Annotated in this window: 23 protein-coding genes; 12 read left to right on the top strand and 11 right to left on the bottom strand. The window is 64.0% G+C overall.

Annotated elements, in window-relative coordinates; translation table 11 throughout:
- Positions 1 to 98 precede the first annotated feature (98 nt).
- The 4 genes from WC739_RS07520 to WC739_RS07535 are packed head-to-tail and all read right to left on the bottom strand — an operon-like array spanning position 99 to position 3,951.
- Positions 99 to 911 carry a PfkB family carbohydrate kinase gene (locus WC739_RS07520; protein WP_372952393.1) on the bottom strand — a complete coding sequence of 271 codons (813 nt, stop codon included), beginning with the start codon at positions 909 to 911 and terminating at the stop codon, positions 99 to 101.
- A gap of 21 nt (positions 912 to 932) precedes the next feature.
- Complete coding sequence (locus WC739_RS07525; RefSeq protein ID WP_372952394.1) at positions 933 to 1,769, bottom strand: carbohydrate ABC transporter permease; 837 nt, start codon at positions 1,767 to 1,769, stop codon at positions 933 to 935.
- 26 nt (positions 1,770 to 1,795) lie between these two features.
- Positions 1,796 to 2,695, bottom strand: a complete 900-nt coding sequence (locus tag WC739_RS07530; RefSeq protein ID WP_372952395.1) for a carbohydrate ABC transporter permease — start codon at positions 2,693 to 2,695, stop codon at positions 1,796 to 1,798.
- Positions 2,692 to 3,951, bottom strand: coding sequence for an extracellular solute-binding protein (locus WC739_RS07535; RefSeq protein WP_372952396.1), 1,260 nt, complete (start codon positions 3,949 to 3,951; stop codon positions 2,692 to 2,694). The genes WC739_RS07530 and WC739_RS07535 overlap by 4 nt, the downstream gene beginning before the upstream one ends.
- Positions 3,952 to 4,192: 241 nt before the next feature.
- On the opposite strand from WC739_RS07535, the gene phnF reads away from it, so the two are divergent.
- Positions 4,193 to 4,957, top strand: a complete 765-nt coding sequence (phnF, locus tag WC739_RS07540) for a phosphonate metabolism transcriptional regulator PhnF (RefSeq protein WP_372952397.1) — start codon at positions 4,193 to 4,195, stop codon at positions 4,955 to 4,957.
- Between the two features lie 211 nt (positions 4,958 to 5,168).
- On the opposite strand, the gene WC739_RS07545 is transcribed toward phnF, so the two are convergent.
- The gene (locus WC739_RS07545) at positions 5,169 to 6,089 is read right to left on the bottom strand and encodes an AraC family transcriptional regulator N-terminal domain-containing protein (protein ID WP_372952414.1); all 921 of its coding nucleotides are present in this window, start codon (positions 6,087 to 6,089) and stop codon (positions 5,169 to 5,171) included.
- A 162-nt stretch (positions 6,090 to 6,251) separates the two neighbouring features.
- On the opposite strand from WC739_RS07545, the gene WC739_RS07550 reads away from it, so the two are divergent.
- Positions 6,252 to 7,004: an SDR family NAD(P)-dependent oxidoreductase gene (locus WC739_RS07550; RefSeq protein WP_372952398.1), complete on the top strand. Its 753-nt coding sequence runs from the start codon at positions 6,252 to 6,254 to the stop codon at positions 7,002 to 7,004.
- Between the two features lie 624 nt (positions 7,005 to 7,628).
- Here WC739_RS07550 and WC739_RS07555 read toward each other — a convergent pair.
- On the bottom strand, positions 7,629 to 8,060 hold the full coding sequence (locus WC739_RS07555) for an Lrp/AsnC family transcriptional regulator (protein WP_372952399.1): 432 nt from the start codon (positions 8,058 to 8,060) through the stop codon (positions 7,629 to 7,631).
- A gap of 133 nt (positions 8,061 to 8,193) precedes the next feature.
- On the opposite strand from WC739_RS07555, the gene WC739_RS07560 reads away from it, so the two are divergent.
- A complete protein-coding gene (locus tag WC739_RS07560) occupies positions 8,194 to 9,297 on the top strand; it encodes a saccharopine dehydrogenase C-terminal domain-containing protein (RefSeq protein ID WP_372952415.1) in 1,104 nt (367 codons plus the stop codon).
- A 376-nt stretch (positions 9,298 to 9,673) separates the two neighbouring features.
- Here WC739_RS07560 and WC739_RS07565 read toward each other — a convergent pair whose 3' ends face one another.
- A complete protein-coding gene (locus WC739_RS07565; protein WP_372952400.1) occupies positions 9,674 to 10,213 on the bottom strand; it encodes a DUF6428 family protein in 540 nt (179 codons plus the stop codon).
- 42 nt (positions 10,214 to 10,255) lie between these two features.
- Between WC739_RS07565 and WC739_RS07570 the strand changes: the two genes are divergently transcribed.
- The 4 genes from WC739_RS07570 to WC739_RS07585 all read left to right on the top strand — a co-directional run bounded on the left by WC739_RS07570 (position 10,256) and on the right by WC739_RS07585 (position 13,993).
- Entirely contained in the window at positions 10,256 to 10,609 is a 354-nt protein-coding gene (locus WC739_RS07570; RefSeq protein ID WP_372952401.1) for an ArsR/SmtB family transcription factor, read from the top strand.
- 63 nt (positions 10,610 to 10,672) lie between these two features.
- A complete protein-coding gene (locus tag WC739_RS07575; protein ID WP_372952402.1) occupies positions 10,673 to 11,881 on the top strand; it encodes an MFS transporter in 1,209 nt (402 codons plus the stop codon).
- 112 nt (positions 11,882 to 11,993) lie between these two features.
- Positions 11,994 to 13,685, top strand: coding sequence for an FAD-dependent oxidoreductase (locus WC739_RS07580; protein ID WP_372952403.1), 1,692 nt, complete (start codon positions 11,994 to 11,996; stop codon positions 13,683 to 13,685).
- Positions 13,685 to 13,993: a UBP-type zinc finger domain-containing protein gene (locus tag WC739_RS07585; protein ID WP_372952404.1), complete on the top strand. Its 309-nt coding sequence runs from the start codon at positions 13,685 to 13,687 to the stop codon at positions 13,991 to 13,993. Before WC739_RS07580 ends, WC739_RS07585 begins: the two co-directional genes overlap by 1 nt.
- A 93-nt stretch (positions 13,994 to 14,086) precedes the next feature.
- Here the strand turns inward: WC739_RS07585 and WC739_RS07590 are convergent, their stop codons facing one another.
- The 3 genes from WC739_RS07590 to WC739_RS07600 all read right to left on the bottom strand — a co-directional run bounded on the left by WC739_RS07590 (position 14,087) and on the right by WC739_RS07600 (position 16,675).
- A complete protein-coding gene (locus WC739_RS07590; protein ID WP_372952405.1) occupies positions 14,087 to 14,260 on the bottom strand; it encodes a hypothetical protein in 174 nt (57 codons plus the stop codon).
- Between the two features lie 95 nt (positions 14,261 to 14,355).
- Positions 14,356 to 14,535, bottom strand: a complete 180-nt coding sequence (locus WC739_RS07595; protein ID WP_372952406.1) for a hypothetical protein — start codon at positions 14,533 to 14,535, stop codon at positions 14,356 to 14,358.
- A 112-nt stretch (positions 14,536 to 14,647) separates the two neighbouring features.
- Positions 14,648 to 16,675, bottom strand: a complete 2,028-nt coding sequence (locus WC739_RS07600; protein WP_372952407.1) for a transcriptional regulator — start codon at positions 16,673 to 16,675, stop codon at positions 14,648 to 14,650.
- 215 nt (positions 16,676 to 16,890) lie between these two features.
- Here WC739_RS07600 and WC739_RS07605 point away from each other — a divergent pair, with 215 nt between their 5' ends.
- The 3 genes from WC739_RS07605 to WC739_RS07615 all read left to right on the top strand — a co-directional run bounded on the left by WC739_RS07605 (position 16,891) and on the right by WC739_RS07615 (position 20,041).
- A complete protein-coding gene (locus WC739_RS07605; RefSeq protein ID WP_372952408.1) occupies positions 16,891 to 17,976 on the top strand; it encodes a PLP-dependent cysteine synthase family protein in 1,086 nt (361 codons plus the stop codon).
- 12 nt (positions 17,977 to 17,988) lie between these two features.
- Positions 17,989 to 19,521, top strand: a complete 1,533-nt coding sequence (locus WC739_RS07610; RefSeq protein WP_372952409.1) for an aspartate aminotransferase family protein — start codon at positions 17,989 to 17,991, stop codon at positions 19,519 to 19,521.
- A 148-nt stretch (positions 19,522 to 19,669) separates the two neighbouring features.
- Positions 19,670 to 20,041, top strand: coding sequence for a hypothetical protein (locus WC739_RS07615; protein WP_372952410.1), 372 nt, complete (start codon positions 19,670 to 19,672; stop codon positions 20,039 to 20,041).
- 31 nt (positions 20,042 to 20,072) lie between these two features.
- On the opposite strand, the gene mbfA is transcribed toward WC739_RS07615, so the two are convergent.
- On the bottom strand, positions 20,073 to 21,056 hold the full coding sequence (gene mbfA / locus WC739_RS07620) for an iron exporter MbfA (protein WP_372952411.1): 984 nt from the start codon (positions 21,054 to 21,056) through the stop codon (positions 20,073 to 20,075).
- Between the two features lie 166 nt (positions 21,057 to 21,222).
- Between mbfA and WC739_RS07625 the strand changes: the two genes are divergently transcribed.
- Entirely contained in the window at positions 21,223 to 21,546 is a 324-nt protein-coding gene (locus WC739_RS07625; protein ID WP_372952412.1) for a hypothetical protein, read from the top strand.
- A gap of 286 nt (positions 21,547 to 21,832) precedes the next feature.
- Positions 21,833 to 22,146: pyridoxal-phosphate dependent enzyme (locus tag WC739_RS07630; RefSeq protein WP_372952413.1), on the top strand; the 314-nt coding region annotated here is incomplete at its 3' end.

The following is a 22,146-nucleotide window of genomic DNA, read 5'->3' on the forward strand; positions in this document are numbered from 1 at the left end:
TTAAGTCATCCGAATGTCGATTGCCAGTTGATTTTTGTGACATTTCGATGAATGCGGACCCTTCTCCGCGAAGACGCGTCTCTCCCGGAAGACCTGTTTCAGGCGGCGAGGTGTCGTTGGCTGAGCCATTCGGCCGTGGCCTGGCTCGCCTGCTCGGCGGAAGCTTCAAGGCTGAGGCCCTGCAGCAGGCCGTGTAGAAAGATCCCGGTAAAACAATCGCCGGCGCCGATCGTGTCCGGCACAGAAACCTGCCTCAGCGGCGTGACGTGCCGCAGCACGCTGCCGTCATAGAGCGAAATCGGGCGCGTTCCGTCGGTCAGGACCAGCGTCTTCAGGCGCGGCCCGGCGATCAACGCCGCCCTCTCCCAGACCCGATGTGTGTCTTCGCCAGGGAAATCAGCGCGCGATCCGACGACGATATCGGCCGGGCGCGGTGATGCGCTGCGCAGCGGAAATTGCGACAAGACCAGCGGGATCGTCGTCAGGGAGGCGACAAGACCGTCATTGAGCACCAGGGCGTTGAGGTAGGCGGCATCGCCGGCGACAGGCTCGGGTACCGCAAACGGCGGGCGCATCTGTCCGCCGGTGTTCAAAATGGTGCGCTCGCCGTTTGGCTCGAGCAGGATTTCGGTGAACAAGGTTTCGCCGGCCAGCATGGTGACGTAGCGGAGGTCGAAGCCGATTGTCTTCAAGGTTGCAAGGGCGGCCTGGCCATGATCGTCGTCCATCAGGTTGCTGACCAGGCGGACGTCATTGCCGAGCTTCACAAGCTGGGCACCGGTGTGGAAGCCACCGCCGCCAAGCCTGACGGTGCGATCGGAATAGGGGATGCGTGCGCCCGAAGTGAGCGGCGATGCGAGCGACCAGACGCGGTCGTGATTGACGTGGCCGACAACGATGATTGTGCCCATGGTGCCCTGCCTTGCGGCCCTCTACTTTTCGCCCAGGCCTGGCGCCAGGGCATCGACGATGAAGCGCTGCGCGATCAGGAATAACACCAGCACCGGCACCACGGACAGCAGGCTGGTTGCCATCAGGGGTCCCCACAGAACTTCGGCGCCGTCAAGGTCGGCGAAGGCGGCGATGCCGGTGGTCAGCGTCTTCTTGAACGTGTCCTCCAGCACCAGCTGGCCCCAGAGGTAGATGTTCCAGGCGCCCATGAAGGAGATCACCGAGAGCGCTGCGATCGATGGAACGACATTGGGAACCGCGATCTCCCAGAACTGCCGCCAGATGCCGGCGCCATCCATGCGCGCGGCTTCGAACATCGAGCCCTGCAGCGAACGGAAGGCCTGGCGAAAATAGAAGACGTAGAAGCCGACATAGGGAATCGAGGGGATGATCATGGCGCCGTAAGTGTCGAAAGCCTGCACTTTGACGATGGCGATATAGGTCGGGATGATGGCAAGCACCGTCGGAAAGGACATGGTGGCCACCACCAGCCAGAACAGGAACTTGTGGCCGGGAAACTCCATCCGGCCGAAGGCGTAGCCGGCCGGCAGCGCCAGCACCAGCTTGCCGAGCGTGATCAGGGTCGAGGTCAGGACCGAGTTCCACAACCACATCCAGATCGGATGACGGGCGGCGGCGATGGTGAAATTGGACAGGGTCGGCTGCTCCGGCCAGAGGCGGATCGCCTTGGCGGCAATCAGCTCGTTCGGCGTGAAGGCCGACGTCACCATCCAGACGAGAGGAAACACCGTGGCGACGCTCAGGCACAGCAGGACGACATGGACGACTGCGCGTCGAAGAGAGAACGGCAGCGCCAACGACCTTGCACTCGTCGACCGCGCCGTCATCCGTAGTGGACCCGTTTTTCACCGACACGGAACTGCATCCAGGTGACGGACAGCACGACCACGATGATGATCATGGCGACGGCACTTGCCTGTCCGAACTGGAAGAACTGCATGCCTTGCTGCCAGAGGAAGTAGAGGATGCTGCTGCTGCGCCCTGCAGGCCCGCCATGGGTCAGGACGTCGATGACGCCGACGATGTCGTCGAGGATATGGAACAGCGTGGTGACCGAGATGAAGAAGGCCGTGGGCGTGATCATCGGCAGCTCGATCGTCCAGAAATACTGCCAGCGGCTGGCGCCGTCGAGCCGCGAGGCTTCGCGCAGGCCGGGCGGGACATTGGCAATCGCCGCCAGCCACAAAAGCATGTTCAGGCCAAACGTCTTCCAGAAGGTGATCAGCGATACGCAGAGCAGCGCCAGGTCCGGATCCGTGTGCCAGCGCGACCGCGGGAAACCGAAGGCGGTCAGCACTTCGTTGAAGAGACCGTTGACCGGGTTGAGCAGCCACGACCAGGCGACGCCGGCGACTGAATAGGCCAAGATCGTCGGCAGGAACAACATGCCGCGATAGACCGTATCCATCCGCGATCCCCGCACGGCATGGATCATCACCGCCAGGATCAGCGGTAGGACAATCTGCGCCGGGATCAGAATGGCGCAGTAGAGAAGCGTGTTCCATGCCGACAGCTGGAAATCGGCGCTGCCGAACATGGCCTTGTAATTGGCGGTGCCGACGAAATTGATGTCCGGCGACAACAGGTTCCAGTCGAGGACCGACAGGACGGCCGAGCCGACGATCGGACCATAGAGGAAAACCAGCACGGCCAGAACTGTCGGCCCCACGAAGAGATAGGGGGCCAACAGCCTGGTCAGCGAACGCAACTTCAGCCCATTCATCCGGCGCCGATGAGTGCTGCGAGTTCGTCGTTTGCGCCCTTCATGCCATCGGCGACAGGGGTTTCCTTGAGCAGCATCCGGGACACCCATTTGCGCCAGATGGTCTGTCCCTCCAGACCGCGCTTGCCCGGCCAGATGGTTTCCGCCGTCAGGCCGTCGGTCAGCTGACCGGCCGCCGGCTTCATGAATTCGTTGATCAGCGGAATGTCGTGCACCGAGGTGTTGAGGTAACCGACGCTCGACCAGATCGACTGGCCTTCCCTTGAGGCACAAAACTCAAGGAAGGCCAGCGAGGCTTCCGCCTGCTCCTGGTTCCTGGTGTAGACGGCGAGGAAATTGCCGCCGCTGTTCATCTTGCGGGCCTGGCCAGGCAGGCCGGGGAACTTCGTGGTGACCGCTTTCGCCGCGCCAAACGGGAAGACCGTGGCACGCGTCGAACTGGTGGTGCAGATCGCCAGGGCGCCGGCTTCGAAAGCGGCGTCCTGCTCCTTGGCGCTGACGGGCAGCCAAAGGCCTTCAAAAGCGGGAGCGCAATACTGCTCCATTCCGGCAACGGCTTCCGGGCTGTTGAGAGCGAGCTTTCCGGCCGGATCGATGATGAAACCACCGGCATTCTGGATGAAGGACTGGCTCGTCCATTCATTGTTGGACAGCGCCAGCGCCGAGCGATAGGTCGCGTGCTTGTCCTTTAGCTTGCTGTCCAGTTGGCGGGCCGCGCCATAGAGCCAATCGGTATCCGGATTCTCCGGCAGTGCCGGATCGAGCCCGGCTTCCCGCCAAAGCGTGCTGTTGATGAAGGTGATCGGCGTCGACATCGCCCAGGGAAGGCCGATCAGCGCGCCATCGATCGTCACCAGCGGCAGGACGGAAGGATTGAAATTGGCGGCAATAGCCTCGGCCTTGGCAGCATTGATTTCCCGCAGGTCACGAGCACCAAGTGTGCGCTTGGCGAAATAGCCGAACTTCCAGCCCGTGATCATCATCGCCGGCGGGCGACCCGCCGCGATGCTGGCAACCGCCTTGGCGGTGGCGGCCTCATAGTCGCCATCAAACCGATTGACGACCGTCACGCCCAGTTTCTTGTCGTTGAAGGCGTCGACCACCTTCTGGAAGGGCTTGTCGGCACCCCATGTGCTCGATATCTCGATCTGCGCATCGGCGGAAAACGCCGGACGCAGACCGGTTGCGCCAGCTCCCGCCAATGCTGTCGCGCCCGCCAGAAATTGGCGTCGGCTTAGTCGGCTTGTTTGAACCATGATCACCCGCTCCTATTCATTCGAATGTTTTCTCTTCATTCGGATGATTTGATACCGCGGCTTGATGACAGGCATGTGTAGGAAAGGCGCTCTGGCCAAGAACCAAAAGGTGCAGGAGATATCCACCGGTTGACCGCGAAGGCGCGCATTGCATATCCCAGTGGCCGCAGTTATGATTCATTCGAATGACAAGGCGACGACGCGGCAAGGGTCGTGCTGTCGTTCACCAACGAGGATGGGAATGCAAAACAAGGTGCTGCACGGCCGTTGGCAGCAGGTCGAGGAGGAGATTGCCGCCGACATTGCCGCAGGCCGTTTCGACGACGACAACAGGCTGCCGCGTGAGACGGAACTGATGGCGCGTTTCGGCGTCGGCCGCCACAGCATCAGGCGGGCGATGCAGCAGCTTCAGAATCGCGGTCTTGTCCAGGTCGAACAGGGAAAGGGCACGTTCGCACGCGATGCCCGCCTCGATTACCGCCTGTCGGAACGGACCCGCTTTTCGCAGAACCTCCTCGATCAGGGTCGCGAGCCGCTGGGTCAGGCGATCAAGGAAGAGGCTATCCCGGCACCGCGCCGGGTCAGTGAAGCCCTGAGACTGCCGCCGGGCGAGCCCGTATATCACATCGTCCGGCTTGGTTTTGCTGACGAGGAACCGATCGACTTTTCCAACGCCTACTTTCCCGTGCGACGCTTCCCTGGCTTCGACAAGGCCAGACTGAGCGGGCGCAGCGTCAGCATCATCCTTGCCGAATATGGCGTCACCGACTACATCCGGCTGCGCACCGACATCATCGTGCGACTGCCGACCAGGGAAGAGGCACGACATCTCCAGCAATCCGAAACGCAACCGATCGTGCTTCTCAAGAAGGTCGATGTGGACATGAAGGGCACGCCGATCTCCTATTCGGAATCGGTCTGGCCCAGCGAGCGCGTGCAGTTCTCGATAGACAATACGAGCCAATTGCTGAGTGTGCTGGCGCAAGCCGCGAACGGTCTCGGCTGACGCCTGCATCGTCCATATCGGCTGCGGCGATTTTCACCGGGCTCATAGGCCTGGTATCTCGAGCAACCGTTGAGGGCCGGTCTCGGACGGATTGGCCGTCGTCGGGGCTGGAGTTCGGTCAATCAGGACTTCCTGACCACGTTGATAGAGCTCAGCCCTGATGGCAACGAGCGGAAGTGTTCCGTCGCGAGCTTAGCCACATTGTTCCCGCTCAGGCGGCCAGCCCTGCGTGTTTCGGGAGCGACCCGCTGAAGGCGCTCCGATCGCTGGATGATGGTGACTTGTAGCGCGCCATGTCGCGAACTGGAGGCAGTCCGAACATGCGCGCGTATTCGCGGCTGAACTGCGAGGCACTTTCATATCCGACCGAGAAGGCGATGGAGGCGGCATCGCGTGGTTCGAACAGCAGAAGCTGCCGCGCATGAAGGAGGCGAAGCTTCTTCTGATATTGGATTGGTGTCATCGCGGCGATTGCCTTGAAGTGACGATAGAACGCCGCAACGCTCATGCCCGTCATTGCCGCGAGAGGCTCAACCCGAAAAGGTTCTGTGTAATGGGCGCGGATCCAGTCGATGGCGCGGCGAACCTGGGACAAGCGACTGCTTGCATGCGAGAGTTGCCGGAGCATGGCGCCCTGCGGCCCCTGCAGCACGCGAAACAGAATTTCGCGCTCGAACATCGGCGCCAATATCGCCTTCTCGCCCGGGCGGTCCACCAGTCGCATCATGCGAAGCCAGGCATCGATCAGCTCCGGCGTCGCGTCGGACACCAGGAAGTCCGGAGCCGGCTGGCGGCTTGAGCGATCGTGATCCGAGAACATGGTCGCGATGACCGCGGGGTCGAGCGTGAGGCTCAATGCCAGATAGGGGCTTCCCGACATGTCCGAGCGGATTTTGCCGATGGCCGGCACGTCGACGGGGACCACGAAATACGTCGCCGGCTCGAACTGAAGGACATGATCGCCGATCGAGAGGCTCTTTGCTCCCTGCAGGACGAGGTGGAGCATCGGCTCGTAGACCTGGTCCGAACAGGCTTCGCTGCGCACCATGGCGACGCGCGGAATTCCGGTCTCCGTCCATTTGTCTCCGGCGCGCATCACGATGGCGCGCAGTTCGTCCATCGGGTTTTCCATAGGCTGAATATGGCGACGAATGCCGCAGGCACAAGCAAGCGAGAAGAATAGGCAAGGATGGGAGAGGAACCGGCACGCGGTCAGCTGTACGACGACCCACATCTGGAGTGTCGACGAGGCCAACCGGCTTCGGGAGACAGGCTCATCCAGCGAGGTCATCAGATGAAACTAACCGGAAAAATCGCCGTCGTGACGGGTGCATCGAGCGGTATTGGAGCAGCCATCGCCAAGGCCCTCGGCGCTGAGGGGGCTACCGTCGTCGTGAACTACGCCACCAGCAGGAAGGGAGCTGACGCCGTCGTTGCCTCGATCGAAACCGCAGGTGGAAAGGCATCGGCCATACAGGCGGATATGAGCAAGTCGGCGGATGTCCTTCGCCTGTTTGAGCAGGTCAGGAACGACCACGGCAAGGTGGACGTCCTGGTGAACAATGCGGGCGTCGCGGTGTTCGAGATGGTCGCCGACCTGACCGAAGACGCCTTTCACAGGCAGTTCGACGTCAACGTTCTGGGCTACTTCCTGGCGATCCGCGAGGCGACCAAGCTCTTCGCGGACACCGGCGGCAGCATCATCAACATCAGCTCTATCCTTAGCACCGATCCCTATCTGGCCTCCAGCGTCTATGCGGCGACCAAGGGCGCGGTGGACACGATGACCTTCGCGCTTGCGCGCGAACTCGGTGCGCGCGGCATCCGTGTCAATTCGATCCTGCCCGGCCACACCAACACGCCCGCCACGAATGGCAATTTTGCGGGCGCGTTCGGCGAGAAGCTGATCGCAGGTACGCCGCTCGGCCGCTTCGGCGAACCCGAAGACATCGCGGCTGTGGCGGTCTTCCTGGCGTCCGACGACGCCCGCTGGGTGACAGGCGAATCGATCCGCGCCGCGGGCGGCGTCCGCGGTGTCGGATACTGAGTCCATAGGCGGGCTGGTGTCGGCCTTGCACTCCACAACCCAACACGTAAGGAACGATGACAATGCCCTACAGATCAGAAGGCGAGATCGGCCTCATGACGGGCGCCAAAAGCAGTCTTTGCCGAGACCAGAGGCTTTCCAGCCTCCCGTTGGAATAATGTGATCACGCGAACGTCCGTAGCGATTCACCCAAACGGGCGAGTCGACGTATCGATGGCGTCGGGAGAACTATATAGCGCGCATATTACGGATTGTCGTGGAAGCGCCTCAAACCCGATGACCGATGCTGAGTTAAAAAACAAGTTTATCGCGCAGGTTTCTGCTTCCAATGATAACCTCTACGCCGAAGCCCTGTACAGCGCTGCATATGATCTAAGCGCTTGCAGCCAGGTGGCGGATTTCGCCAGGCGTTTGTCGACGTTCCCAAGCTCGGAAACGATAATGAACAATAAGGCTGCAGATTAGTTGCAGTTGCAAGCGACATCGGCGGGCCCGTCCCAGCAGAGCCCGCGCCAAATCGAAACTCTCGACGCCTCGGCCGTTCCACTGGTGCTCCTCGTGGCGCGGTGTGGGTGGGAAATTCTGGCGGATGCCGATCATCACGCAGGACCTTGCCGTTTTCCTTCAGCGTGCGATGCGTGTCGAGAGAATGATCGATGACAATGTTCGCTCAACACCTGAGATCGAACCAATTTCATCGATGAGTTGATCGAGTTCAGCGATCGAGGGCGCTGCAATGATCGCAATCAGATCGAATGCTCCACTGACAGAATGAAGCGCCGTCACCGCTTGAACCTCTTCGAGGGACGCCGTGACTTGGGCGAGGGCCTTCGGGGCGATCGTGATCAGGATATGCGCTCGGATGAGGCCCGAAGCATATGCCTCTGACAATCTGACGCCATAGCCCGTGATCACGCCCGCCCTTTCCAGCCGCTCGAGTCTCGCTTGCACCGTCGTTCGGGACAGCGACAGCTTCTTTGCCAATGTGGCAACAGGCATGCGGGCGTTCTCGCCGAGCATCGCCAAAAGGTCCCGATCCTTGGCAGTCAGTTGCATCCTGTTCCCTCACTCTGCCTATTCTGCCCATCATTTTGACCAGTTATATCCTGCAAACTGCGTTTTTCGCCACTACGAATCGTTCGCCTCGGCATTAGAATGGGTGCACCTATTGGTAGCTACAGGGGTCAAAATGAAGCACATCGTAGTGGTCGGGGCGGGAAAGATCGGGGGATCGATCGCCCTTATGCTGGCCGAAACGGGCGACTACGCCGTAATCGTCGCCGACCGAAATCCGGAGCAACTGATCAAGATCGACCGCCATCCGGCAATCTCAACGGCAACCCTGGACATCACGGATCATGTGAAACTGGTCGCAACGCTCAAGGGGAAATTTGCTGTCCTGTCTGCCGCTCCGTTCAGCCTGACGGGCGGAATCGCCGAAGCAGCGCTCGAAGCCGGGGTCCACTATCTCGATCTTACAGAGGACGTTGCCACGACAAAGAAAGTGGAAGAATTGGCAGCAGGCGCGAATGCCGCCTTCATACCGCAATGCGGACTGGCGCCCGGCTTCATCTCGATAGTCGCCAACGATCTGGCCAACCGCTTCGACACGCTCGACAGTGTCCGCATGCGTGTCGGCGCATTGCCGCAGTATCCGTCCAACGCATTGAACTACAATCTGACCTGGAGCACGGACGGGCTGATCAATGAGTATATCGAGCCCTGCGAGGCCATCGTCGAGGGCAAGGCTGTGACGGTCCCGGCGATGGAAGAGCGCGAAGAATTCTCACTCGACGGCGTAACCTACGAGGCATTTAACACGTCGGGCGGTCTCGGCACCCTTGCCAAGTCGCTGGAAGGCCACGTGCGCACTATGAACTATCGCACGATCCGATATCCGGGCCACCAGGCTATCATCAAGGCGCTGCTGAACGACCTCAACCTCAGGAACCGTCGCGAGGTCCTCAAGGATCTGTTCGAGAATGCCCTACCGGCGACCATGCAGGACGTCGTCGTCATTTTCGTCACGGTCTGTGGCTGGCGGGATGGCCGCTACTTGCAGGAAACCTACGCCAACAAGGTTTACGCCGGCGTCGTCGCCGGCAAGCTGATGAGCGCCATCCAGATCACGACCGCCGCCGGCATCACGACAGTCCTCGACCTCCTTGCCCAGGGTAAACTCACAGCAAGAGGTTTCGTGCGTCAGGAGGAGATCGCGCTGGCGGACTTCCTCGGCAACCGCTTCGGTAGGGTTTACCACCCGCAGGCTGCGCACTTCAAAGAGGCCGTATAGTCCTAAGCTTCCAGGCAGAGCACTCACGCCCGGCGCACCAAGCGCCGGGGCACATGCCTTGGGCGCAATCCGCGTCAGCAATATAAGGGCCGTTGATGACCTTGAGTGGATGCGGGAACGCTTTGGTGTCGACAGCCTGAACTGCGATCGACAGAGCATCCTGTCGCCATCGGCACGTCCTCGCCCGCAGCGCCATCGATGAGCGGCTTCCAATCATCGCATAGGGTTTCTCGGGAATGTGCCGATTGCGGGCTTTGTGGCCAAAGGTGCCGGCCATCCCGCAGCAGCCGGTTCGGCCGTATCGAGGCGCATGAACTGAGACCCTTGTTCCCTCCATTCAAAGGAGAATCCGGCGATTCATTTCTGGCCCCAGATCTCAGCCGCAGCAGGGCTTGCCATCGCTTTCCGTGCCGCAGCAGGCACCCACTTTCCGTTGCTCCTCGAGCCATCGGTCGCGCGGCTTGCAGCTCGCCGGCCGGGGAGAAAGCTCGACATGCACCGAGCCGGCTACTATTTCGGGAAGGGTCGCGCGGTAGAGCTGCATCGGTCGCACGCCGTCGCTGACTTCGAAGGTGAGCTTGGCGGAATGGTCGAGCCCGACATGCTCGGTCACCTTGCCGATGATGGCCGAGAACCTGGCCGCCGGCATATGCGCGCGATCGTCCTCGTTGACGTCCCAGAGCTGCACGAAGATTTCCGACCAGGCCTCAGGGTTGGCCCCGCAATCCAGTGCCGCGAACCGGCCGGCCTTGACCTCGGTGACATGGTAGCCGGGCTGAATGGCACGGCCGTCATAAAAGAACACCAGGGGCTTCTCCTTGTGCGCCGCCAGGACCCCGAGCAGCGCGTCGATGGTGACGTCAGCCGGATCAAGCATGGCCTGAAGGCCAAATTCGGTATTGTCAGGGGCGAGCATCGCGTGTAATCCTCGTTTCGATACTTTTAGGATTATTGAAATATGGATGAACGTCAAGCCCTTTCCGCATTCGGGGCGCTGTCGCAGGAAACGCGCCTGCGGCTGCTGCGCCTGCTCGTCATCGCGGGCCCGGAGGGCATTGCCGCCGGAGCCCTGGCCGAACGCGTGGACGTCTCGGCTTCCAATGTCAGCTTTCACCTGAAGGAACTCGAGCGGGCCGGCCTCGTTGCCGCGCGGCGCGATTCCCGGTCGATCGTCTACACCGCCGAGTATCAAGCGCTGACCGGGCTTATCCGGTTCCTGATGGAGGATTGCTGCTCCGGCCGGCCGGAAATCTGTTCACCGGCGCTCGATCCGGCGTGCTGCGTGCAGGATGAAGACCGCGTCGATGCCTGAGTACGCAGTGCCGCGCCGCGTTTCCGCCGAGGCGCTCCACCCTGCCAGCGAGATAGGGCAAGGATGAGCGCAGACGAGCCGCCGAGCCGCCGCATTGTCGTCGCCTCGCTTGGCGTCACGCAGATCATGGCGTGGGGTTCCTCCTACTATTTGCCGGCCGTCATCGCGCCGGCGGTGTCCGCCGGGACCGGCTGGCCGTTTGCCTGGGTCGTTGGAAGCCTGTCGCTCGGCCTGCTTGTCGCCGGCCTGGTCTCACCGCAGGTCGGCGCCACGATCGACCGCCATGGCGGCCGCATGACGCTGGCCTTCAGCGCCCTTTGCCTGGGCCTCGGCCAGCTGACCCTGGCGGCGTCGCCGAATCTGGCGGTCTTTGTTGCGGGCTGGCTGATCATGGGTTTCGGCATGGGGGCCGGCCTCTATGACGCGGCCTTCGCAACGCTTGGCCGCCTTTACGGGCGCGGCGCCCGTTCGACGATTACCAGCCTGACTCTGTTCGGCGGGTTCGCCAGCACGGCATGCTGGCCGTTTTCAGCCGTCCTGCTCGATACGGTCGGCTGGCGCGGCGTCTGCCTGGTCTACGCCGCGATTCAGCTCTGCGTCGCGCTCCCCGTCTATCTCCTGGTCCTGCCGCGTGGCGTCCCCACCGAGCTGGCGCCGAAGGCCGCCACGACAGCTGAAACCGATTTGGCGCCGCGGAGCCTGCCGCTCATGGCGACGCTCGCGGCAAGCATCACGCTTGCGGCGGTCATTTCCTCCACGTTGTCGGTTCATTTGCTGACCGTCCTGCAATCCACGGGCCTCGCTCTCGGCGCGGCGGTCGCTTTCGGCGCGCTGGTCGGCCCGTCCCAGGTCGGCGCCCGCGCGGTCGAGATGGCCCTGGCGCGCCACCACCATCCGATATGGACCAAACTGGCCGCGGTCACATTCGTCGTCCTCGGCGTCGCCGCTCTGTGGACCGGGGCACGGATCCTGCCGGTCGCGCTTGTCCTCTATGGCGCCGGCATCGGCCTGGAATCCATCGCGCGCGGCACCCTGCCGCTGGCGCTGTTCGGCGCCGCCGGTTATCCAAAACTGATGGGCAGGCTCGCCATGCCGAGCCTCATCGCGCAGGCGGCGGCGCCATCGGCCGGCGCGCTCCTGCTGGATCATTTCGGTGCGCGCGGCTTGCTGTCGGTGCTGCTGGGGCTCGCACTCGTCAATATCGTGCTCGTTGCCGTCCTGCTTGCTTTTCGGCGCGGCGCGCGACCCGTGCGTACCATCATTTCGTCCTGAGCGCCGCCGGACGAAGTCCGGCTCGCTGGTTTGTTGCCGACCCGCCTCCCCTCGTGGCCAGTCTCGAACAAACCGCTTCAAACCTTTCGCTCGCTTCGCTAGGCTCGCAGCCATGGCTCAACCCAGCAACCCGATCTTCGGCGCGCGTCGCGATCAGGCGTTTCCCACGCTGGCGCAGGCGGACATCGAGCGCATGCGCCGGTTCGGCGAGGCCAGCGCCTACGCGGCGGGCGAACACATCTTCAAGGCCGGCGATGTGGCGCCCGGCCTGATCGTCATCCTGTCGGGCAAGGTCGATATCACCCAGGATGGCGGGCTCGGCCGTAGCGAGACGATCGTCACGCATGGTCCGGGCAGCTTTGTCGGTGAGCTGGCGCAGCTTTCGGACCGTCCGTCGCTGGTCAACGCGCTGGCCGCCGAGCCGGTGGAGGCGTTCGTCATCGCCTCGCAACGATTGCGGGATCTGATGGTGCAGGAGGCCAATCTCGGCGAGCGCATCATGCGTGCGCTGATCCTGCGTCGTGTCGGGCTCCTGGAAAGCGCCACCAGCGGGCCGATCATCGTCGGCCCCGCCGACAACAGCGACGTGTTGCGGCTGCAGGGTTTCCTGGCGCGCAGCGGCCAGCCGCACCGTGTGCTTGATTCCGACAGCGACCCCTGCGCCAAGACCCTGGTCGAACGCTTCGACGTCGATCCTCATCACCTGCCGGTCGTCCTGTGTCCCAACGGCAGGCTGCTGCTCAATCCCGGCGAGCGGGACCTTGCCCGCTGCATCGGCCTGCTGCGACCGGTCGACAGCGCCCGGATCTACGATGTCGCCATTGTCGGCGCCGGACCGGCCGGGCTGGCCGCCGCCGTCTACGCGGCCTCCGAAGGCCTGTCGACGATCGTACTCGACTGCCGCGCCTTCGGCGGGCAGGCCGGCGCCTCCTCGCGCATCGAGAACTATCTCGGCTTCCCGACCGGCATTTCGGGCATGGCGCTGATGGCGCGCGCCTACAACCAGGCGCAGAAATTCGGCGTCGAAATGGTGATACCCGACGAGGCGAAGCTTTTGAGCGCCTCAGCCGATGGCGCCCGCTACGCCCTCGATGTCGGCGATGGCGAGACGGTGCGCACGCGCAGCGTGGTGATCGCCAGCGGTGCGCGCTACCGCCGCCTCGACCTCGCCAATCTAGCGCAATTCGAGGGTTCCTGCGTGCATTACTGGGCCTCGCCGATCGAGGCGCGGCTTTGCGGCGGCCAGGAGGTGGCTCTCGTCGGCGCCGGCAATTCGGCGGGCCAGGCGGCCGTCTATCTCGCCAGCCATGTGCGCAAGGTGACGCTGCTGGCGCGCGGCGGCAGCCTCGATGCCAGCATGTCGCGCTATCTGGTCGAACGCATCAGGGCGCAGGGAAACATCAAGGTGCTGACCGGGACCGAAATCGAGGCCCTGGACGGCGAAGGCGGCAATCTTGCGACGGTGCGCTGGCGCGACCGTGCCGGCGGCGCGCCAACGACACGCCCGATCCGCCATATCTTCCTGTTCATCGGCGCCGACCCGAACACGGACTGGTTGGCCAACTGCGACGTGGCGCTGGACGCCAGGGGATTCGTGCGTACCGGACCGGAGTTGGGACCGGCGCGCGGCGCGATGGAGACGAGCCGCGACGGCGTGTTCGCCATCGGCGACGTCCGCTCCGGCTCGGTCAAGCGCGTCGCGGCGGCGGTCGGCGAGGGCGCCCAGGTGGTCGCGGCCGTGCATGCCTATCTTGCGCGGGACGGCAGCCGGGCCGTTGCGCCGGACCTTAAAGGAGAAGTGTGATGGCGGATGAATGCAGGCACGCGGCCGGGATCAAGCCCGTGACGCCGAGCGCGCTCGGCTGCGAGGAGTGCTTGAAAAGCGGCTCGGAATGGGTGCATTTGCGGCTTTGCCGTACCTGCGGCCATGTCGGCTGCTGCGACGACTCGCCCAACCGCCACGCCACCAAGCATTTCCACGCCACCAACCACCCGATCATCGAAGGCTACGATCCGCCGGAGGGATGGGGATGGTGCTATATCGACGAGGTGTTTCTGGACCTCGGCGATGATGTGACGCCGCAGAAAGGGCCGATCCCGCGATTTTATTGAGCCGAGCCGCTCACGGCGGTCTCTTGGAAGGCCAAGGAAAAAGCCCGGTGTGTCCGGGCTTTACTGCTTGATTGCGTTGATCAGCGAATTCGCTCAGTCCCGCTTGGGCGCCTTCGGAACGGAGCTGGTGTTGTCGACGCTGTTCTCGTTCACCTGCAAGGCTATGCCTTCGACCTTCTTTTTCTTGAGGTCGTCGCCTGTTTCGGGCTGTGGCGGGCGCTTCGGGGTCTGCTCGCTATCGTCGTTCACGTCGAGGGCTCTGGTCATCACGTCCTCCGGGTTTGTCCTGGGACACAATGATCTGGCGTGCGCGGAGTTCCGCCGGTGACCCCGAAACGGCCAGGGCTCGAGCGCCGGTTGGCCTATCGCACCGACCCGGTGACGGTCGGGTCGAGTACGCTGGGAACGGATTTGCGTTCATTGCCGGCGAGCGCGGCGACGATCAGCAGGCTGGCGACCACCGGGACGAACAGGATGGCGATGCGCGCCTGCACATAAAAAATAGCTCGCCATTCGTTGCGCTTGTCAGGGCTGTCGCTCATCACACTCACTCTGTCAGGCCCCCACCGACATCACATAGCCGCGAACGGTTAAGCAACTCCTTCCGATCTGTTAACCCGGCCGATTTCGGCCGAAACGATCGGCCGTTCTCGCCTATGCCAGCCCAATCCGCCTTGCGCCTTGCCGGAACAGCGCCGCCGCGTCAGGCTCGAAGCGGAAAGTGCCGATGAAATCGTCGGCCCGGTAGTTCGGCAATGTCGCGCGGATGGCGGCGGCGAAGCCGCGCGCCTCGTCGATCCGTCCGGCAAGCGCCAGGCAGTGCGCGGCGATCGCCAGGATGATGGCGTGGGCATTCGGCCGCGCCGCCGCCTTCATGGCCCATTCGGCCGCCTCCTCGAACTGGCCGAGCCGGACATGCGACATGGCGCGCGCGCCCAGCATGCCGAACAGCAGCGGGTCGAAGGGGCTCAAATGACGCGAATGGTCGGAGGAGCTGATCGCCGCCTGCGGGTCGCCCGACTGCGAATGGACGAAGGACAGCGCGTAATGGCCAAGCGCGAAATTCGGGCTGATATCCACCGCCCGCTCGAGTTCCATGAGCGAGCCGTCCTGCTCGCCCCGCAGCCACAGCGCTCGGCCCATGGCCCAATGCGCGGCCGGATTGTGATCGTCGACCAGCAGGCTCTGGCCGGCGCTTTCAAAGGCCAGGGCGCTTTCGCGGTCGCGGTCTCCCCAGCGCTGGAAGGCGCTCTGCCAGTGGGTGAAGGACAGGCCGGCATAGGCGCGGGCAAAGGTCGGGTCGAGCTGCACGGCATTGGCGAAGAAATGCCGCGCCTGTTCGTTCTCGGCCTGGGTGAAGCGGTACATATGCCAGAGGCCGCGATGATAGGCCTCCCAGGCATTGAGCGAGTTGGGCGCCTTCAGCATGGCGCGGTTGCGTTCGACCGTTTCGATCTCGGCCGAGATCGACGACACGATGCTGTTGCCGATCTCGTCGAGCACGGCGAAGATGTCGTCGGGGCGCCGCTCGAAGGTCTCGGCCCAGACGATCCTGGCGGTGCGCACCTCGATGAGTTCGACGCTGACGATGAGGCGACCGGCCGGGCTGCGCACCGTCCCGGTGGCGACATAGTCGACATTCAGCCGGCGGCCTGCATCCTCGGGCGCTATGTTCTTCTCTGCCAGCGCGAACACCGAGCCGCGGGCTATGACGAAGAAATCCCTGAGCTTGGCGAGACGGGTGATGATGTCGTGGGTGAAGCCGTCGGCGATCCCGCCGCGCGTGCCGTCGCTGGTCTCCTCGACGAAGGGCATCACCGCCAGCGAGGCGTGGCTGCTTTCGGCAGGGGCGGTGTCGGCCGGCGCGTCCGTCAACTGTGGCACGGAGTCCGGGCTCGCCGGCTGCGGCGGCAGCGAAGCACGCGGGCGCTGGTCACGGATGTCCCGCCACGCCTCCCGAAGCGGTGCGAAATCCAGCTCCTCCGACCGGAACAAGTCCGCCGCCGCCGCGAGATGCTCCTCGGCGGCGCCGATGGCGCCGCGCTCGGCCAGACTGGACAGCAACGCCAGATGCGCGCGCGTGTCGAACGGCGCCAGTTCCACCCATCTGTCGAGATGCGCCGACACATCCGCCGAGCCCGCCGGATGGATGGCGACGAGGTGCTCGAGCAGTGCGGCGTGGCAAGAATGGAACCGGCGCCGCTGCGCGATCAGCCAGCTGTTGTAATGCGGGCTGCGCTCGAGATCCAGCCCGTCGAGAACCTCGCCGGCAAACATTTCGGCCAGCGCCTGCAAACGTCCGGCGTCGAGCGTGCCGATCCCTTGCATGGCGGCGGCGGTGACCTCCAGCGCGTCGACAAGGCAATCGCTGAGGTCAAGCGCGACCGTGTCGCCCTGCGTGGACACCCGCCGCCGGCCCGGCTCGTCGAGCACGCCGCGCAGCTTGCTGAGGCACCAGCGCAATTCGCCGCGCGGATCGTTGGGCACATCCCACAACAGCTCGCACAGGCGGCTGCGGCCAACCGGGTGCGGCGCCAGCGCCAGATAGGCAAGCAGGGCACGCAGCTTGCGCGAGGCGGGCAGCGTCACGGGCGCCCCGTCGCGGGAGATCGTCAGCGGTCCAAGCAGGCGCACGCAAAGCACCGGCTTCGCGCCGTCAAGCCTCGATCGGGTGGATTCCATGTGCGTTTCCACGCCTGCTCCCACGCTGGCCCGTCGGCCTCTGCTTTATCACCAAACCCGACACGGCGCATCCGCTGGCGAACGTCCGCGGCGCACGCCGCCCCTGCCGTGCAAGCGGCACGTCATATCGCGGCGAGGTCTCGAAACCTCGCCGCCCGACCCGCCGGTTTGTAACCGGCCCGTGAACATGAACGACGATCGAGGAGAGACCAGGCATGTTGCAGCAACAGAAAATCCGAACCACGACCGGACGCGGCCGCCTTTACGACAGCATTCTCGACACCGTCGGCGACACGCCGGTGGTCCGCGTCAACAATCTCGGACCGGCCCATGCGACGATCTACGTCAAGGCCGAGTTCTTCAATCCAGGCGCCTCGGTGAAGGACCGGCTGGCGCTCAACATCATCGAGGAGGGCGAACGCAGCGGCGCGCTGAAGCCGGGCCAGACCGTGGTCGAGGCGACCAGCGGCAACACCGGCATTGGCCTCGCCATGGTCTGCGCCCAGAAGGGCTATCCGCTTGTCGTCACCATGGCCGACAGCTTTTCCGTCGAGCGCCGCAAACTGATGCGCATGCTGGGCGCCAAGGTGGTGCTGACGCCGCGCGCCGAGAAAGGCTCCGGCATGTACAAGAAGGCGGTAGAGTTGGCTGAGGCCAATGGCTGGTTCCTCGCCCGCCAGTTCGAAACGGCGGCCAATGCCGCCATCCACGAGGCGACCACGGCGCGCGAGATCATGAATGATTTCGCCGGGTCGCGGCTCGACGCCTTCGTCACCGGCTATGGCACCGGCGGCACCGTCGTCGGCGTTGCTCGTGTGCTGCGCCGCGAGCGGCCGGAAACCCGGATCGTGCTGGCCGAGCCGGCCAACGCACGGCTGATCGGCAGCGGCCAGGCGCAGCAGCGCGCCGCCGATGGCGCTCCCACCGCCAGCCATCCGGCCTTCGAGCCTCATCCCGTGCAAGGCTGGACGCCGGATTTCATTCCCAATGTCCTGCAGGAAGCGATCGATGCCGGCCTCTATGACGAGGTCATGCCGATCGCCGGCCCCGAAGGCATCAAATGGGCCAGGGCGCTGGCCCGCCAGGAGGGCATCTTCACCGGCATTTCCGGCGGCGCGACCTTCGCCGTGGCGCGGCAGGTCGCGGAGAATTCGCCGGCCGGATCGGTGATCCTGTGCATGCTGCCCGACACCGGGGAGCGCTATATGTCGACGCCGCTGTTCGACGGCATCGAGGCCGAAATGGACGCGGACGAGATGGCGCTGTCGCGCTCGACGCCCGGCTGCCAGTTCGCGGCCTGAGGGGAGGCGGCCATGGACGACGCGCGCAAATTCTTTGACGGGGTGACAGAGGAAACGCTCGACCCGCTGGACTGGGGCGACGTCCAGGCCGTTTCGCATAGGATCATCGACGATGCCGTCGACTATCTGCGCGACGTGCGCGACCGCCCGGTCTGGCGGGAGATGCCGGACAATGTGAGGGAGGTGTTCACGGCTTCCTTGCCGCGGTCGCCGTCGTCGCTTGCCGCCGTCTATGGCGAGGTCTCGCGGACCGTGATGTCCTATCCGATGGGCAACATCCACCCGCGCTTCTGGGCCTGGTACATGGGGTCGAGCAACTTCACCGGCGCGCTCGGCGATTTCCTGGCGGCGATCCAGGGCTCCAACCTCGGCGGCGGCAACCACGCCGCCGGGCTGATGGACAGCCAGGTGGTGAACTGGTGCAAGGAAATGCTGGGCTTTCCCGCCTCCGCTTCCGGCACGCTCGTCAGCGGCGGCTCGATGGCCAACATCATCGGCCTGACCGTGGCGCGCAACACCAAGGCGGGCATCGACGTGCGCGAGCATGGTGTCGCCGCCATCGAGAAGCCGTTGCGCTTTTATGGGTCGGACCAGATCCACTCCTGCCACCGCAAGGCGATGGAGGCGCTTGGCCTCGGCAACCGGGCCCTGCGTCGCATCCCGACCGATGCCGGGCTGCGCATCGACATCGCCGCCCTGCGGGCGGCAATCGCCGAGGATCGCGCGGCGGGGTTCAGGCCGGCTTGCGTCATCGGCAATGCCGGCACGGTGAACACGGGCGCGATCGACGACTTGCAGGCGCTGGCCAAGCTCGCGCATGAGGAAGACCTGTGGTTCCATGTCGACGGCTGCATCGGCGCGCTGATCGCCATCGCGCCGCGCAACAAGCATCGCGTCGCCGGCATCGAATGGGCGGATTCAGTGGCGCTCGATCCGCACAAATGGCTGCACGCGCCGTTCGAGGTCGGCTGCGCGCTGGTCAGGGATGCCGTCGCGCATCGCAAGACCTTCGCCGTCACGCCTGAATATCTGGAATCGACGCCGCGCGGGCTCGCCTCCGGCGAATGGCTGAACGACTATGGCCTGCAGACATCGCGCGGCTTTCGTGCGCTGAAAGTGTGGATGGCGCTCAAGCAGCATGGCGTCGACAAGTTCGGTCGCCTGATCGACCAGAACATCGCGCAGGCCGGCTACCTCTCGGAATTGATCGAGGCCGAGCCGCTGCTGGAACTGGCGGCGTCGCCGACCATCAACATCGTCTGCTTCCGCTACCAGCCGGGCCTGGCCGGCGGGGCGCTGAAGGCGCTCAACACCGAGATCATGCTGCGGCTGCAGGAACAGGGCATCGCCACGCTGTCGGACACCACCTTGCATGGCGAGCACTGGCTGCGCGTGGCGATCAACAACCATCGCACCCGGCGCACAGACCTCGAGCTCATGGTGCGTGAAGCGACCAGGCTGGGACGGAAGATCGCCGCCGAAGGTTCCCGCCCGGAACAATCGATCCCGGAACAACCGATCGACGCGATCGATCTGGTGCGTTGAAGGAGGCTTCCTGCCTTCTCCGGGGAGAAGGAACCAGTCAACTCCCAAAATCAGCCAGGGAATCTTGCAATCGCCGCTTTGGCGGCGGGCCGCGACATGCGATGACTATCCCGCCGGCGGGTGGGCCGGTCTCTTTTTGGGGGTTACCATGTCTTACGCCTATGCGCGGCGCGCAGTGTCCGCGCTTTTTCTTCTCGCCCTGTCCGCGCCGGCGGCGCATGCCGAGGATGTCATCTTCGCCATCAAGAACAGTCATCCCAATGCCATGCGCATCGAGCTCTACAGCCAGGATCGCGACTATGTCTGGCCGGGTGACGGCAAGGACTTCTACCTCGACGATGGCGAGACCAGGCAGCTGCCGATATCCTGCAACGCCGGTGAATCGATCTGCTACGGCGCCTGGGTCGACGGCGACGAAGAGACATATTGGGGCGTTGGCCCGGGCAACAAGGAGAAGTGCGAGGATTGCTGCTATACCTGCGACGGCGGCGAGACCGAGGAAATCGACCTGATCCCCTGACCCGTTCCGCGACGCGCCGGCGCCGCCAAAACTAGGCGTTGCCGATCAACACGCCGGCGGCGAACACCAGGGCGCCGCCGAGCACCACCTGGAAGGCGGCGCGCAGGAACGGCGTCTGCATGTAGCGGTTCTGGACGAAGGCGATGGCCCAGAGTTCGAAGAACACGACCACGGCGGCGACGGCGGTCGCCGTCCAGAAATGCGGGATGAGATAGGGCAAGGCATGGCCAAGCCCGCCCGCCGACGTCATGACGCCGGTGGTGATGCCGCGCTTTATCGGCGAGCCGCGCCCCGACAGCTTGCCGTCATCGGACGCCACTTCGGTGAAGCCCATCGAGATGCCGGCGCCGATGGAGGCGGCAAGGCCGACCAGAAAGGTCTGCCAGGTGTCGTGGGTGGCGAAGGCCGCGGCGAAGATCGGCGCCAGCGTCGACACCGACCCGTCCATCAGGCCGGCAAGGCCCGGCTGGATATAGGTCAGGATGAACTGGCGCTGCTCGGCCGCCGCCTCCTCGTCCTTCACGGCGCCCGGCACGTGCTCCAGTTCCAGGCGCTGGGCCAGCGATTCGTGGCCCTGTTCTGCCAGCGCCAGGTCGTTGAGCAGTTTCCTGGTCGAGGCATCGGTCGTGCGCTTCGCCGCCTCGACATAGAACAGGTAGGCCTGCCGCTCCATCGCTTCGGCCTGGCCGCGGACATGGTCGATGCCGAGCGGTCTCACCAGCCAGTCCGGCTTGCGCTCATAGTAGCCCTTCACATGTTCGCGCCGGATCAGGGGGATGCGCTCGCCGAAACGCTTGCGATGCAGTTCGATCAGCGAGTCGCGATGGCCGTCCTCTTCCTTTGCCATATCCTCGAACACCCTGGCCGAGTGCGGAAAGCTCTCCGCCAGTCCGTCGGCATAGGCCCGGTAGATCCGCCCGTCATCTTCCTCCGACGAAATCGCCAGGGCGAGGATCTCCTGCTCGGAGAGCGAGTCGAAGGGACGGCGGCCGAAACCGAAAACCCGGGAAAGCATGAGGAATTCACCCTAGTTTAGAATGGTTCTAAACTAAGGTTTGACCGGTTCGAGGTCAACCACGCGTTGGTCGGCGGCTCAAGAATTGTCGAAGCCGGAGCCACCCCTTCACTATCAGTGAATGTTCACCTATATTGGGAGGGAAGCCAGAAGAAGGATCCAGCGGATGACGGCAGCACCAGCTCTGCACAGCTATGACCCCAAGCCCGTTCTCGATCTCATCGCCAGCATCGAGGCCGATCTGCAGCGCCTGAAAAGCCTGGTCGAGCAGCGGGTCGAGAAGTTCGATCCGGCCAACCCGCACAACAAGGCCCAGGACGGCAAATTGACGGAGGAAGGAGTCGAATGCTGCTACCGCATGTTCGACGAAGGCAAGTCGCGCTATTCCGTCGCCCAGCAGATGAAGATCTCGTTTGCCGCCGCCAGCCACCGCTTCAACAACTGGCGCAAGCTGGGTGGCACAAAAAGGCAGAGGGCTTTGCTGGGGTGAAACTGCCGAGATGTCGGCGGGACAGCGCCCCCCTCTGGCCTGCCGGCCATCTCCCCCTCAAGGCGGGAGATCATGCGCTCCGGGCCCGGCGCCAGTCTTTCTCGTTTGCGGAAACGGGCGAAGCTGCCAATCTCCCCACTAGAGGGGGAGATGTCCGGCAGGCCAGAGGGGGGCGTGCGGCCGTGGCCTTGGCGACCGCTCGCCAACTTGTCCAATACATATTTTCGTTGGCATCACGCGGCCCTTTGCGTGCACGATGGCGGGTCACATCTTCACAGGATCCGCTATGGCCACCCTTCCCGGCATCGCCGATATCCACGCCGCCGCCGCACGGCTCTCGGGCCTGATCGTTGAAACCCCGCTCATCGAGTCGCCGGAGCTGAACAAGCGCTTCGGCGGCAGAATCCTGTTCAAGCCGGAGACTCTGCAGCGCACCGGTTCGTTCAAGTTCCGCGGCGCCTACAACAAATTGTCTTCGCTGAGCGAAGAGGAGCGCAGCCGGGGCGTCGTCGCCTTCTCGTCGGGCAACCACGCGCAGGGGGTGGCCGCCTCCGCCGCCATGTTCGGCGTCAAGGCGGTCATCGCCATGCCGGCCGACGC

This window comes from Mesorhizobium sp. (genome assembly GCF_041661565.1).
Classification (GTDB): Bacteria; Pseudomonadota; Alphaproteobacteria; order Rhizobiales; family Rhizobiaceae; genus Mesorhizobium.

Bases quoted from the DNA above. Each gene is read 5' to 3' on its own strand.
- WC739_RS07615 (WP_372952410.1), top strand. From the start codon at position 19,670: ATGTCTTACGCCTATGCGCGGCGCGCAGTGTCCGCGCTTTTTCTTCTC.
- WC739_RS07545 (WP_372952414.1), bottom strand. From the start codon at position 6,089: ATGGAAAACCCGATGGACGAACTGCGCGCCATCGTGATGCGCGCCGGA.
- WC739_RS07625 (WP_372952412.1), top strand. From the start codon at position 21,223: ATGACGGCAGCACCAGCTCTGCACAGCTATGACCCCAAGCCCGTTCTC.
- WC739_RS07560 (WP_372952415.1), top strand. From the start codon at position 8,194: ATGAAGCACATCGTAGTGGTCGGGGCGGGAAAGATCGGGGGATCGATC.
- WC739_RS07575 (WP_372952402.1), top strand. From the start codon at position 10,673: ATGAGCGCAGACGAGCCGCCGAGCCGCCGCATTGTCGTCGCCTCGCTT.
- WC739_RS07600 (WP_372952407.1), bottom strand. From the start codon at position 16,675: ATGGAATCCACCCGATCGAGGCTTGACGGCGCGAAGCCGGTGCTTTGC.
- WC739_RS07530 (WP_372952395.1), bottom strand. From the start codon at position 2,695: ATGAATGGGCTGAAGTTGCGTTCGCTGACCAGGCTGTTGGCCCCCTAT.
- WC739_RS07595 (WP_372952406.1), bottom strand. From the start codon at position 14,535: ATGAGCGACAGCCCTGACAAGCGCAACGAATGGCGAGCTATTTTTTAT.
- WC739_RS07610 (WP_372952409.1), top strand. From the start codon at position 17,989: ATGGACGACGCGCGCAAATTCTTTGACGGGGTGACAGAGGAAACGCTC.
- WC739_RS07550 (WP_372952398.1), top strand. From the start codon at position 6,252: ATGAAACTAACCGGAAAAATCGCCGTCGTGACGGGTGCATCGAGCGGT.
- WC739_RS07565 (WP_372952400.1), bottom strand. From the start codon at position 10,213: ATGCTCGCCCCTGACAATACCGAATTTGGCCTTCAGGCCATGCTTGAT.
- WC739_RS07605 (WP_372952408.1), top strand. From the start codon at position 16,891: ATGTTGCAGCAACAGAAAATCCGAACCACGACCGGACGCGGCCGCCTT.
- mbfA (WP_372952411.1), bottom strand. From the start codon at position 21,056: ATGCTTTCCCGGGTTTTCGGTTTCGGCCGCCGTCCCTTCGACTCGCTC.
- phnF (WP_372952397.1), top strand. From the start codon at position 4,193: ATGCAAAACAAGGTGCTGCACGGCCGTTGGCAGCAGGTCGAGGAGGAG.
- WC739_RS07590 (WP_372952405.1), bottom strand. From the start codon at position 14,260: ATGACCAGAGCCCTCGACGTGAACGACGATAGCGAGCAGACCCCGAAG.
- WC739_RS07580 (WP_372952403.1), top strand. From the start codon at position 11,994: ATGGCTCAACCCAGCAACCCGATCTTCGGCGCGCGTCGCGATCAGGCG.
- WC739_RS07555 (WP_372952399.1), bottom strand. From the start codon at position 8,060: ATGCAACTGACTGCCAAGGATCGGGACCTTTTGGCGATGCTCGGCGAG.
- WC739_RS07585 (WP_372952404.1), top strand. From the start codon at position 13,685: ATGGCGGATGAATGCAGGCACGCGGCCGGGATCAAGCCCGTGACGCCG.
- WC739_RS07520 (WP_372952393.1), bottom strand. From the start codon at position 911: ATGGGCACAATCATCGTTGTCGGCCACGTCAATCACGACCGCGTCTGG.
- WC739_RS07570 (WP_372952401.1), top strand. From the start codon at position 10,256: ATGGATGAACGTCAAGCCCTTTCCGCATTCGGGGCGCTGTCGCAGGAA.
- WC739_RS07535 (WP_372952396.1), bottom strand. From the start codon at position 3,951: ATGGTTCAAACAAGCCGACTAAGCCGACGCCAATTTCTGGCGGGCGCG.